Source organism: Chryseobacterium sp. HNCC26DJ239, assembly GCF_057180445.1.
The window spans coordinates 95,458-108,271 of the sequence record NZ_JBXUGJ010000002.1 but is presented as its reverse complement, the minus strand read 5'-3'; the positions used below and the strand labels follow the sequence as shown (position 1 = coordinate 108,271).

Annotated in this window: 10 protein-coding genes; 8 read left to right on the top strand and 2 right to left on the bottom strand. The window is 32.5% G+C overall.

Annotated elements, in window-relative coordinates; translation table 11 throughout:
- Positions 1-43: 43 nt before the first annotated feature.
- Together AC2A1D_RS04140 and AC2A1D_RS04135 are read left to right on the top strand one after the other, a co-directional pair.
- Positions 44-2,158, top strand: a complete 2,115-nt coding sequence (locus tag AC2A1D_RS04140) for an McrB family protein (RefSeq protein WP_484042397.1) — start codon at positions 44-46, stop codon at positions 2,156-2,158.
- 1 nt (position 2,159) lies between these two features.
- Positions 2,160-3,554: an McrC family protein gene (locus AC2A1D_RS04135; protein ID WP_484042396.1), complete on the top strand. Its 1,395-nt coding sequence runs from the start codon at positions 2,160-2,162 to the stop codon at positions 3,552-3,554.
- Between the two features lie 111 nt (positions 3,555-3,665).
- Here the strand turns inward: AC2A1D_RS04135 and AC2A1D_RS04130 are convergent, their stop codons facing one another.
- Positions 3,666-4,895 carry a site-specific integrase gene (locus tag AC2A1D_RS04130; RefSeq protein ID WP_484042395.1) on the bottom strand — a complete coding sequence of 410 codons (1,230 nt, stop codon included), beginning with the start codon at positions 4,893-4,895 and terminating at the stop codon, positions 3,666-3,668.
- 328 nt (positions 4,896-5,223) lie between these two features.
- Between AC2A1D_RS04130 and AC2A1D_RS04125 the strand changes: the two genes are divergently transcribed.
- Both AC2A1D_RS04125 and AC2A1D_RS04120 read left to right on the top strand, forming a co-directional pair.
- A complete protein-coding gene (locus AC2A1D_RS04125; protein WP_484042394.1) occupies positions 5,224-5,790 on the top strand; it encodes a hypothetical protein in 567 nt (188 codons plus the stop codon).
- Between the two features lie 81 nt (positions 5,791-5,871).
- Positions 5,872-7,179 (top strand): DEAD/DEAH box helicase, encoded by a 1,308-nt coding sequence (locus tag AC2A1D_RS04120; protein WP_484042393.1) that lies wholly within the window; start codon positions 5,872-5,874, stop codon positions 7,177-7,179.
- A gap of 109 nt (positions 7,180-7,288) precedes the next feature.
- On the opposite strand, the gene AC2A1D_RS04115 is transcribed toward AC2A1D_RS04120, so the two are convergent.
- A complete protein-coding gene (locus AC2A1D_RS04115; protein ID WP_484042392.1) occupies positions 7,289-8,182 on the bottom strand; it encodes an SMP-30/gluconolactonase/LRE family protein in 894 nt (297 codons plus the stop codon).
- A gap of 82 nt (positions 8,183-8,264) precedes the next feature.
- Between AC2A1D_RS04115 and AC2A1D_RS04110 the strand changes: the two genes are divergently transcribed.
- From AC2A1D_RS04110 to ade, 4 genes are all read left to right on the top strand, one after another.
- Complete coding sequence (locus AC2A1D_RS04110; RefSeq protein ID WP_484042391.1) at positions 8,265-8,609, top strand: MerR family transcriptional regulator; 345 nt, start codon at positions 8,265-8,267, stop codon at positions 8,607-8,609.
- Between the two features lie 197 nt (positions 8,610-8,806).
- On the top strand, positions 8,807-9,697 hold the full coding sequence (locus tag AC2A1D_RS04105; RefSeq protein ID WP_484042390.1) for a restriction endonuclease: 891 nt from the start codon (positions 8,807-8,809) through the stop codon (positions 9,695-9,697).
- Positions 9,698-9,815: 118 nt separating this feature from the next.
- Complete coding sequence (locus AC2A1D_RS04100) at positions 9,816-11,108, top strand: helix-hairpin-helix domain-containing protein (protein WP_484042389.1); 1,293 nt, start codon at positions 9,816-9,818, stop codon at positions 11,106-11,108.
- A 65-nt stretch (positions 11,109-11,173) separates the two neighbouring features.
- A complete protein-coding gene (ade, locus tag AC2A1D_RS04095; RefSeq protein ID WP_484042388.1) occupies positions 11,174-12,802 on the top strand; it encodes an adenine deaminase in 1,629 nt (542 codons plus the stop codon).
- Positions 12,803-12,814: the final 12 nt, after the last annotated feature.

The window sequence follows — 12,814 nt, the reverse complement described above, 5'->3', positions numbered from 1 at the left end:
TGGATTGAGGAATACTAGTGACAAAGGAAAAGTGACAAATTAAATGAAAAGAAAGTATTGGGTACTATCACCAAACGTAATGAATGGTGCAGATGAAACAGAATGGAAAAATGCCATTAATAATTTAAAGAGAGCATTTATTGGGTATGATGATCGACATCGTTTTGGGCAAATCTTCAAAAATGACATCCGAATTGGTGATGTCATATTAATTGCACAAGGACAAAACTCAAATAAAAAATTTTTCTTGTGTGGTTTTGTAGATGCAGAAGCAAAATATGAATATTTAGACGGAACACCTGAAACTGCGCAAAACCGAAAATTAAAGTTTACAATTCCGAAAGAACGGCTTGATAAATTAGGGCTTGATTTTAATGACAGTACTTGGGGGGAATCAAAACAACCTGCAACACTATATCATTTAAAACCTAATGAAGTTCAAGCAGACAAGAAGATTGTAAACTTGTTAGCTGCGGAATTAGAAAAACAAATTATCAAACAATTGATGGAAAACATAAAATTATCAGCCGAACGACAAACTCAAATCAAAGCGCTTTGGAATAAGCTTAAGTCTGAAACAAAAGAGGAAGATAGAAAATTCAACAATGACCAAGTTGAAAAAAGGATTGCAGAATGGCAATTATACAAGGACAAAATCTTAAATGATACATTGAATTTGGATGATTATACAAATACTTTGAGCAGTTCCTCAGCAACAATGCCGGGAGGCTATTTATGTAATTTCTTAGAACGAACTACAAGAATTGTTTTGGGTTCTTCAAAGCCTGGCACTGCTTTTAATTTTGAAGTGAAATTAAATGATGACAACACAACATATCACATCAAAAGTATCAATCAATCAAATGCAAGTCGACAAGAAGCAGAAAACTATTTCAACGAGAACATAAAAGGTTTGTTAAAAAATATTGTCTCACAAACCGATCCATTAGAAAAAATACAATTGGTTGAAAATACAAGCTATAGTGCCAAACAAATTTTAATGAAATTGGCGGTGTTAGATAATTTATCAGACTTTCTTTACATCTATTCTACACAATGGTTAGAAGAATTGTATAATGAGTTTATTGATGGTGATGCCGAAGGTATTTTTACAAAAAATCATCAAGTCTGTATTATTGCAAAGAATCTTTTAGAAGTAAACGAACAAGATAAAAATGAACTTGTTTTGCTTTCTCGTTTCTTGTGGAAATTTGTAAACTCTAAAGCCATTGCGGATACCAATAATCCGAATGTTATAATGTATGGACCACCAGGAACAGGCAAAACATTTTCTGCAAAAAACAGTTTAGATTTTGTATGTCAAGGTGATACATCCCGATACGAAGTTTTGCAATTTCATCCATCATTTACTTACGAAGATTTTATTGAAGGTATCAAACCAAAAGGAGTTTCAAAAGACGGAAACATTCGTTTTGAATTGGTAAATGGAGTCTTTAAGAACTTTTGTATCAAAGCGAAAAAACATCCTAAGAAAGATTTTTACTTCGTAGTAGATGAAATAAACCGTGCTAATCTTTCAACTGTATTTGGTGAAACATTGTCGTTATTAGAAAAAGATTACCGACACGATTTCGAAAATAATAACAACAAAAACCTAATTAGAACACAATACTCCACACTTATTGAGGATTTAATCAAAGAGGATGATAAATTTAAAGATTTGGCTTACGAAATTGATAATAATGAAGTAAAATTTGGAGTTCCTAAAAATGTGTTTTTTATCGGAATGATGAACGATGTAGACAAAAGTATCGATGCTTTTGATTTAGCTCTTCGTAGAAGGTTTAAATGGATTAGAAAAGATTGTGATTATGAAGTAATTGAAGAAGAAACACGTTTCAAAGGAAAAGAAGAGTTTCAGAATATCGGTCAGTACGTAAAAGCCTGTGAAAAATTGAACAACTATATTTCTAACGATTTAGGTTTGGGAAAATCGTATGAATTTGGTCATTCTTTTTTTATGAAGATTGGGGACATTGCTAAACGTAAAGAAATTACGGCAAATAATATTGAAATTCTATTCAACTTGTACTTGCGACCAACATTGAAAGAATACCTAAGAGCAGTATTTGCTGAAAGCGAATTAGATAGCAAATTAGATGAAGCCTTGAATAAATTCAAAGAAACAATAAAGTAAAATGAGAATTAGCGTTCCTGTCAATCATAATTTTTACGAAGAAGCTCCGATTTTAGAATCGGCTTTGAGTAAGTCTTTTGATGTAAAAAAATCGGGAGTTAAACATTTACAAAAACTGTTTTCTTCAGTCTATGAGCTAAAGCTTGGTGCAGAGCAATTAAAACAAGTCAAAGTATTTAACTTCAAAAGCAAACCTTTTCACTTTGATCAAGACGAAGAACGACTAATTTTAAAATTATATTCCAAGGAAAAAACAGAAAAAGAATACTATATTCAAACAGGTTTGTATGCTGGAGTTTTATTTCATAAAGGTTGTAAAATAAATATTACAACAAGGTATGGTGACACTTTTCTAAAGCGTATGCTCAACTTCGTAAATGACATTTATGTAGATAATGAAGAAACACAAGCTAAAAAAGATGAAACTGAAAATCAGTTCTTATTTATAATTGCTCACTTATTTATTCAGTCATTAGAAAAAGCTGTTGTTTTGGGTTTGCCACAGCAATACCAAAAACAGCAGGAGCGAAGCCAAAAAGTGAGAGGTAGTATAAATTTCAATGACTACCTAAAAAGAGATATTCCGTTTCAAGGGAAATTGACAACAACTTTTAGAGAACGAATATATGTTCAAGAAATTGTAGATGTCCTATACTTAGCATTGAAAAAATTAGAAAGTATTTTTGGAAAAGAAATTCACAGTCGTTTGCTTGGACTAAGCCAATTATTAAAACAACAATATTCAGGGAGTTTTGTGAACTATGAAACCATACAAAAAGCCAAAAGACATCAATCTATAAACAATCCAATGTATCGTGGTTTCAAAAAGGTTTTGGAGTATGCAGAAATTATTTTGTTGAATAAAGACTTAATACCAGACTATGAAAAACAAAATTTAACGACAAGTGGCTATCTTTTTGACATTGCTGAATTATATGAAATCTATCTTGAAAAACTTTTGTGTAGAAATTTTCCCGAATGGTTTGTGAGTGGACAGGTTGAACTTCCGATTTACCAAAAACAGTTTTATCGCAGGTCTTTTTTTCCCGACTTAATAATGAAACATAAGACGAGTGGAAAAATTATTGCTCTTGATGCAAAATTTAAGAGAATAGAAATGCAGAGCAAAGATGTTGATAGAGCAGATTTGCATCAAATACATTCGTATTCGGGTTATTACAAAAATGAATTAATTGCAAGCGGTCTTATTTATCCATTATCAAAAAAATTAAACTTAGACAAATCTCATTCAAACTCACTATACGGAAACGACAACAACAATGTACGTTTTATTGTGGATGGAATTTATGTTGACGAAAATCAGACAATGGACAATTTAATTGAAAGCGAAAATAGATTTGTAAAACGAATGACACAATTGACAAGCAATTACTAAGTAATTGCTCAGCAAAACATTCCCAACACATCCTTCTTTGTGATAATTCAAAAAAACAGAAACAGCTTAAAAAAAACCATTTCCGTTTTTCATATTTAAAACAAAATCTATTTAAAAATTCACCACAAATTTTCTTTCAGTTTCCTTGATGCTTTCTGCAAAGATTGCCATATCTCTGCCAACCTTTTCGGTAGTCATTTTAGCATAAATTTGGGTGGTTTGGATGTTTTTATGTCCCAGCATCTTGCTCACACTTTCCAAAGAAACACCTTTTGACATCGTTAAAGTGGCAAAAGTATGGCGTGATAAATGGAATGTAAGATGCTTATTAATTCCGCAGATTTCTGAAATTTCTTTTAAATGACGATTCACGGTTAAACTTACTTTTACAGGGAGGAGTTTCCCATCTTTGAATATTTCGTTTTTATATTTTTCTAGAATTTTTTTAGGAATTTCCATCATTGGAATAAAATAATCCACATCAGTTTTCTCACGTTTTCCCATAATCCACTGCTGTCCGTCAATAGATAAATTGATTCGCTCTTTGGTTAATTTAAAGACGTCAATATAGGATAAACCGGTAAAGCAGCAGAAAATGAAAACATCTCTTGTCTGTTCCAACTTTTTATCCAGTTTCCAATTCATTAAGATTTCAACTTCTCTTTGTGTCAGATAACCTCGTTCAGATTTTTCATCTTCTATTTTATAATTGATAAACGGATTCCGGAAAATCCATTCATTTTTATAAGCCAGCTCGACTATTTTCTTCAGATTGATTAAATACTGAGCAATGGTACTTTGCTTGTTTCCACGAACCGTCAACAGATACATCTCAAAATCTCTGATAAATTGGTAATTAATTTCCCGAAGCGGAATGTCAGAAAGATGATATTTCTCTGTAAGAAATTCCGATAACCTGATTCGCAGATAGTAATATCTATGATAGGTTGATTTTACAATCCTTTTACCTATCAGATTAAATTTTTCTTCAACGTGTTCATCAAATGCTTTCAGTAGCATATATTGTTTACTGTCGATTCCAAGAAAAATATTCTTTACTTTTTCGGCAGAAACTGCATTTTCACGCTCTTGAATATCTCTGTAAATTTTATGGATTCCGGCTTTTGTTTTTTCAAGCAGTGCATTGATTTCTGAAGATTCTGTACTTTTTCCCGTTGCTTTTCCTTCTTTCACATTCCAGAGTTTCGGGTCAATATTCTTCTTCATTCCGAAACGGGATTCTTTTCCGTCAATAGTAATCCTGCAATATACAGGTACACTTCCGTCTTTTTTTTGCTTGTCTCTTTTCAGAAAGAAAAGGACTTTGAATGTACTTCTCATACGCTTCATTTTTATAGTTGTAAAATTAAATTCAACCTCTAAAAATGAGCGGTTTGCAGGGTGGACAATATCAGTCGGTTATAAGTCAAATACAGCCATTTTAGCTCTTTTTGTGTCCTCCTTTTGACTACATAAGAAGGGGGTACGATTTAGAGCGTCATCTTTGGCACTCAATGGCTGTTTTATGGCTTTTTATGTCTAAATTTGTACCTTAAAAAATCATCAATATGTTGACACTTTCCTCTTTTTGTCGGGGTTTGTCTGCATATTGGGTATTATTTTATAATTTTAATAAAAAAATGATTCGTAACTAAAGGATTAATAAATAATGGAAGACATTATTTTTCACAATAAAAAATTTGAAATTAACGGAATTCAAATTCCAGAATTTAAACTTTATAGAGGGAGTTTAATCAAAATTTATATTCCAAATTTTAATAATGAAAAACAACCTCTAGGTTTTGACCTAACTATTGAATTAATCAAAAAATTTCAAAAGCAAAAATTTGATTTACCGTGGGCTAAACGTTATTTGCAAAATTCTATTTTAGAATTCATTAATCCAATTACTGTTAATAAATATTTGATAAATAAAATTAAAATTGACAAAGAAATTGCAAAGAGAGTTGTTGAAGAGCTCTCCCTTAATCCAAATGAGAAATACAATAATTTAAGTTATAACAAAACAAAAATTCTTGATATAAAAGCTCTTTTCGAAAAGAATGACTCTATTATTTTAGATTATTACGGTATTAGTGCAGCGGGAATTGAATCTTTAGAAACAATAGTGAATACTGAAATAATTAAAGGAAAATCAGGGATTGTATTTGACAACTTACAATTTGCTCACAAAAAAGAACCTTTTGAAAATATTAAAGTGATAAAAATAAGTTAAAATCATCAATAAAAAACCTCAATTAAACTCTCTTCATTAGACTTTTACAGTTTTCCTCCCAAAATCCCCTACCTTTGCAGCATGGATTTACAATCAATTTATCAGAAGCTTCAGATTCAGGAAATGAATCAGATGCAGAAATCTACTTTTAAAGCTACCGAAAACAATAACGATGTCATTTTGCTTTCTCCGACAGGTTCTGGGAAAACGCTGGCTTTTCTTTTTCCTGTTTTAAGGAATTTAAAGAAAGAAGCAAAAGGAATTCAGGCGATTATCCTGGTTCCGGCGAGAGAATTGGCGTTGCAAATTGAGCAGGTTTTCAAGGCGATGGGAACAGATTTTAAAGTGACAGTTTGCTACGGCGGTCACGATAAAAAGATTGAGGTAAACAATTTAATTGAAGCTCCCGCAGTTTTAATTGGAACGCCGGGAAGAATTCGATATCATCTTCAGAATAAAAATTTCGATGCATCAACCATTAAAACTTTGGTTTTGGATGAGTTTGATAAAGCTTTGGAATTGGGCTTCCAAGAAGATATGGATTATGTTATCGGAAATTTAAGAAGTCTTTCGCAAAGAATTCTTACTTCGGCGACTGCAATGGACGAAATTCCAAAATTTACCGGACTTCAAAATGAAAAAATGGTTGATTTCCTAAAATTAGGAGAAAATAAACCCGATATTCAGCTGAGAAAAGTAATGACGATTTCCGAGGAAAAACTCGATACTTTATTTCATCTTATCTGTAAAATCGGCAACAAAAGAACCCTTATTTTCTGCAATCACCGTGAAGCTGTTGACCGTATATCTGAACTTTTACACCAAAAAGGAATCGACAGAGAAACCTTCCACGGCGGTATGGAACAAGACGAAAGAGAACGCGCGTTGCTGAAATTCAGAAACGATTCTGCAAGAGTTTTAATTACGACAGATTTGGCAGCGAGAGGTTTGGATGTTCCCGAAGTAGAATCGATTGTACATTACCAACTTCCATCAAAAGAAGACGCTTTTATCCACAGAAATGGGCGTACTGCGAGAATGAATGCTAAAGGTTTTGTGTATTTAATTATGACAGAGGAAGAAAATTTCCCTTTCATTAAAAACGATGTTCCGGTGGATGACGTGAAAGATTTCACGAAAGTTCCTGGGAAAACACCTTTCCAAACGATTTACATAAGCGCAGGAAAAAAAGATAAAGTAAACAAAGTAGATATCGTAGGATATTTGCTTAAAAAAGGCGAATTACAGAAGGAAGACGTCGGTTTAATTGAAGTAAAAGACACCACTTCTTACGTTGCTGTTTCAAGAAATAAAGTAAGAGATTTGCTTAAAAAACTAAGCACGGAAAAGCTGAAAGGCAAGAAAGTGAAGATGGAGATTGCTTATTAGGATGAGGCAGAGGCTAAGGTTTAGGATGAGAATAATTTGCAACCTTAACCTTAACCTTAACCTTAACCTTAACCTTAACCTTAACCTTAACCTTAACCTTAACCTTAACCTACTTAATCCCCGTAGTTTTCGTCGGTAAAGTGTAGACAGATTTTGAAGCGGTTATGAAAAGAATATTATTTTTTTGGCCTCCGAAAGTTACGTTAGACGTCCAATCTTCTGCGATTTTGATATGATGAATTTTCTCTCCTTTTTTGTTGAAAACCGTCACACCATCTCCCGTAAGGTACAAATTTCCTTGCTTGTCTAAAGTCATTCCGTCTGAACCCATTTCGCAAAAAAGCTTTTTCTCAGACAGTTTTGCTTCTCCTAAAATATCAAAAACATACGTTTTTTTAGCATCAATATCTGAAACATAAAGCTTTTTTAAGGTAATACTTCCCACAATTCCGTTAGGTTGAACGAAGGTTTCTAGCTTAGAAATTTGCCCGTTTTTGTTTCTGTAATAAAGGTTTTTTTCAGGAATTTCCTGTTTGAAGTTCTTCCAATACCCTCTTTCATACAAAGGGTCTGTGAAGTACATTCCGCCAAATTGGTCTAGCCAAAGGTCATTGGGTCCGTTTAATCTTTTCCCTTGAAAACCTTTTGAAATCACTTCTACCGATTTGTTTTTTGCGATTTTCCAAATTTCACCTTGGTCGTCTGAACAGGTAATTAAATTGTCGTTTTCATCAAAATAAGTTCCGTTGGCGCGACCTGTTTTGTCTAAAAACAATTCAATTTGATTGGTTTTTGCATTCCAAAAATAGATTTTGTCGTTTGGTTGGTCTGTAAAGTAAACATTTCCGGCTTTATCAGCAGCCGGACCTTCAGTAAAACTGAATTCTTTTGAAATTAATTTCGGTTCCTCTCCAACATTCAACATACTATTATAATTTACTGAATTACAATTAACTAACATTAAAGCTAAACCTAAAAAACTCAAACTCCATTTATTTTTCATTCTTCAAATTTTAAAGTTTACAATTTACGATTTGCGACGTAGTTTAAAAAATATTTATCTTTGAATTTTCAGTTTCAATACAATGAAGATTAATTTACCAGACAAACTTTATTACTCAATCGGCGAAGTTGCTAAAGCTTTCGACGTAAACACTTCATTGATAAGATATTGGGAGCAAGAATTCCCAATTATTAAGCCTAAAAAAAACAAAAAAGGAAATCGCTATTTCACGCCGGAAGACATCAAGAATCTTCAAATCATTTATCATTTGGTAAAAGAAAAAGGCTATACTTTGGATGGGGCGAAAATCGCTTTAACCACCAATTCAAAAATCTCTGAAACCATCACCTTAATCGATCGTCTCGAGTTTGTAAAAGCGGAACTTTTGAAGCTGAAAGAATCTCTTGCAGACAGACCTGAAGAATAGTTTTAAATTTTCTCTAATTATTTCTTTCGTACTCTATTTATATTTTAACCTATTCTAATTTTGGGTTAAACTTTCATTCTCTATTTTAAAAAATTCTAACAGTCGTACAGGACAATTATAATAATGGAATATTTTATATTACAGGAATTCTTAAATTTGGGAATTGTGCATAATTTCTCTTAACAAAAAACTTAATAATGAACCAAGAAATACCAAAATTCCACGAAACGTTTAATCCTATTTTGGAAATTTTATCTAATAGAGAAATTATTCATACAAGAGAAATGCAAAAAAAAGTAATTGAGAAATATTATTCTCAATTACCTAAAGACTTATTAGAAGAAAAAACAAAATCTGGAGAAATACTTATTAATAATCGAATAGCTTGGGGAAAATCATATCTAAAAAAGGGTGGTTATATTCATTATCCCTCAAGAGGCAATGTACAAATCACTGAAAAAGGATTAAATCAAAAATCAATTTTAAATCTAAAAGATTTAGAAGAAGAAACATCATTACACGATTTTTACAAAACAGAAAATGAAAAACAAACACACAAAAGTGAAATAAAACAAATTTCAAGTGCTTCACCTCAAGATTTAATAGACGAAGGTTTCTATCAAATTGAAAGAGAAATAAAAAATGAACTTTTAGAGAAACTAAAAACCATAGATCCATACTATTTTGAAAAAGTTGTGCTACGACTTTTGAAAAAAATGGGTTATGGAGATTTTGTTGAAACCTCAAAATCTGGTGACGGTGGAATTGATGGAATTATTAATGAAGATAAGCTAGGTCTTGACAAGATTTATATTCAAGCAAAAAGATTTACAGAAAATAAAGTTCGCGAAAAAGATATTAGAAACTTTATTGGCGCAATGAGTGGAGATACGAATAAAGGAGTATTCGTAACTACATCACTTTTCGATAAAGGAGCTGAAGAAAAAGCTAAAAATGCTCATCATAAAATAATTCTTATCGATGGAAATAGATTAGTCGATTTAATGCATGAATTCAATGTGGGCGTACAAATAAAACAAACATATGAGGTTAAACATCTTGATGAAGATTTTTTTGTAGAGCAATGAGAAACATACGAGAAATTAACTTTTTTCATTTCAATTCATTTTGAGTTAAAATATTTCATAACTTTATGTAGCACAGAATATTCAACTTTTTAGTAAAGAGAATATTACAAAACATAAAATGATGAAAAAAGCTTACTATCAAAAGATGGCGTTTCTTGGCGTAATTCTTCTTACGCTTCTTGGTTTTCAAAAATATACAAACAAAATCAACGAAAAATTTCCTGAAGTAACGTTTGTTAGCGAAAATACGTCAATTCTACATCTTACAGAATTCGACCCAAACGAATTATCTTCCACACAATGGCAAAAACTAGGCTTTTCTGAACGACAAACAGCCACTATTTTAAAGTACAAACAAATTGTTGGCGGAACTTTCACCTCAAAAGAACAACTGAAAAAATGTTATTCAATTTCTCCTGAAAAATATAGTGAAATTGAGCCTTATATTTTGCTTCCAGAAGCATCTTCCAGCCATCAAAATTTATTTAGCAAAGGCGATTATTTCAAAAAGAAGCTTAAAATTTCGGGGAAATTCAACCCAGATTTGTATTCTCAAAAAAACTGGGAAAATTTAGGTTTTTCTGAAAAACAATCGGCTGCAATTCTAAAATATAAAAGTTATCTTGGCGGAAGTTTCGTGAGCAAGGAAAAGTTTAAAGAATGCTTCATCATTAGCGAAGAAAATTACGCAAAACTTGAGCCTTACCTCATTCTTCCACAAAAAACACCTGCAAAATTTGCTAAGAATCGCTTTAAACGAGATACGATTAGAGAAAAAATAAATTACAAACCTTTCGACCCTAATATTTTAACTAAAGAAGATTGGGAAAAACTCGGATTTTCTGAAAAACAGGCGAATGTAATCGTTAATTACCGCGACAAAAACCTGAAAGGAAGCTTTAAAAGCCTTGAAGATATTAAAAACTGTTTCGTCATTAATGAAGAAAAATTCAATGAGATGAAGCCTTTTATCAGACTTTCGCAGCCCAAATTACTGGAACCGAAAAAAATAGAAAACAACAAAACTGATTTCAGCAAAACAGATTTAAATTCAATAACTTACAAACAACTTCTCGAGTTTGGTTTTGATGAAAAAGCAGCGGGTTCTATGATTGGTTTTAGAAAAAAACTGGGTGGTTTTATGACGAAAGAGCAGATTTTAGACACTTATAATATTGATAAAGATTTAATGCAAAAACTATTGGATATTGCCCCACTCGACACATCGAAAGTTCAGAAATATTCTTTGGTAGAAGCGCCTGAAGAGTGGTTGAAAAACCATCCTTACTTTAAATATTCTGCCGACAAAATCATTTATTACCGAATAAGCAATCCCGACGATAAAAAAATCTGGAAATTCATAAAAGTAAAACCTGAATATGAAGCGAGAATGAGACTTTATGTAAAATAGATTCAAGCTAATGAAGCGCAATTAAAGAATATTTAGTAATTTCATTCAAAGAATTATTTAACATAATGGAATTTACCATAAAAGCCAATCTCATCGACATCGTTGCGAAAAAAACATTTCCTGCAGAAGTAAAAATAATCGATGGAAAGATTTTTAGCATTGCTCAAATTGACGAAAAACTCGAAAACTATATTTTACCTGGATTTATCGATTCGCACGTTCACATCGAAAGCAGTATGCTAATTCCTTCGGAATTTGCAAAAATTGCTGTAAAACACGGAACTGTCGGAACCATTTCTGACCCTCACGAAATTGCGAATGTGATGGGAATTCAGGGAGTAGATTTTATGATTGAAAACGCGCAAAAAGTTCCTTTTCATTTCTACTTTGGCGCGCCATCTTGCGTTCCTGCAACGCAGTTTGAAACAGCAGGAGCAGTGATTAATTCGGATGACATTAACCAGCTTTTGAGTCGAAAAGAAATCGTTTATCTCGCCGAAATGATGAATTTTCCCGGTGTAATTTACAAAGATGAAGAAGTTTTAAAAAAATTAGATTTTGCTAAAAAACACGGCAAACCCATTGATGGACACGCTCCTGGTTTGATGGGAGACGATATGAAAACCTATTTTAATGCAGGAATTTCTACCGACCACGAGTGTTTTGGCTACACCGAAGCTTTAGAAAAATTAAAACATGGTGTAAAAGTGATGATTAGAGAAGGAAGTGCTGCAAAGAATTTCGAAACTTTAATTCCTTTGTTGAAAGACTTTCCGGAGCAAATTATGTTTTGTTGTGATGATAAACATCCCGATAATTTACTTGAAGCACACATTAATGACCATGTAAAAAGAGCTTTGAAACTTGGCCATAATCTTTATGATGTACTTCGTGCAGCTTCTTATAATGTGGTGAAGCATTACAATTTACCTATCGGACTTTTGCAAATTGATGATTCTGCCGATTTTATCGAAATTGATACCATCGAAGACTTTAACATCTTAAAAACCTACATTAACGGGGAAATTGTTTCAGAAAACGGACAATCTTTTATCCCAACCATAGAATCTGAAATTATCAATAATTTTGATTGTTCGATAAAGCAACCTGCCGATTTTAAAATTAAAGCTGAAAGTGATAAAATTAGAGTAATTGAAGCTTTAGACGGACAATTAATTACTCATGAAATACATGCTGAAACGCTTTCTGCAAACGGTTTCGCAGAATCGAATACCGATGAAGATATTTTAAAAATTGCCGTCGTCAATCGTTATTTTGATGCTCCTATTGCGACTGCTTTCATTAAAAATTTCGGTTTAAAAAATGGAGCAATTGCTTCGTATGTTGCCCATGATTGCCACAACATTGTTGTTGTAGGAACAAACGACGAAGATATGTGCAAAGCTGTAAACGCCATCATTAAAGCAAAAGGCGGAATTTCTCTTGCCACAGAAAGTGAAGAAATGGTTCTTGAACTTCCAATTGCCGGAATTATGACCAATCTTTCTGCAGAACAAGTTGCAGAATCTTACATTTCACTAGACCGACGCGCCAAAGAATTGGGAAGCAAACTAAGAGCGCCATACATGAGTTTATCGTTCATGGCACTGTTGGTAATCCCTGAACTGAAACTTAGTGATAAAGGTTTATTTAACGGGAAAAGTTTTGAGTTTACAGAGGTTTTTGTGAAGTGATTTTTGGATCAT

Bases quoted from the DNA above. Each gene is read 5' to 3' on its own strand.
- AC2A1D_RS04105 (WP_484042390.1), top strand. From the start codon at position 8,807: ATGAACCAAGAAATACCAAAATTCCACGAAACGTTTAATCCTATTTTG.
- AC2A1D_RS04110 (WP_484042391.1), top strand. From the start codon at position 8,265: ATGAAGATTAATTTACCAGACAAACTTTATTACTCAATCGGCGAAGTT.
- AC2A1D_RS04100 (WP_484042389.1), top strand. From the start codon at position 9,816: ATGATGAAAAAAGCTTACTATCAAAAGATGGCGTTTCTTGGCGTAATT.
- ade (WP_484042388.1), top strand. From the start codon at position 11,174: ATGGAATTTACCATAAAAGCCAATCTCATCGACATCGTTGCGAAAAAA.
- AC2A1D_RS04130 (WP_484042395.1), bottom strand. From the start codon at position 4,895: ATGAGAAGTACATTCAAAGTCCTTTTCTTTCTGAAAAGAGACAAGCAA.
- AC2A1D_RS04140 (WP_484042397.1), top strand. From the start codon at position 44: ATGAAAAGAAAGTATTGGGTACTATCACCAAACGTAATGAATGGTGCA.
- AC2A1D_RS04115 (WP_484042392.1), bottom strand. From the start codon at position 8,182: ATGAAAAATAAATGGAGTTTGAGTTTTTTAGGTTTAGCTTTAATGTTA.
- AC2A1D_RS04135 (WP_484042396.1), top strand. From the start codon at position 2,160: ATGAGAATTAGCGTTCCTGTCAATCATAATTTTTACGAAGAAGCTCCG.
- AC2A1D_RS04125 (WP_484042394.1), top strand. From the start codon at position 5,224: ATGGAAGACATTATTTTTCACAATAAAAAATTTGAAATTAACGGAATT.
- AC2A1D_RS04120 (WP_484042393.1), top strand. From the start codon at position 5,872: ATGGATTTACAATCAATTTATCAGAAGCTTCAGATTCAGGAAATGAAT.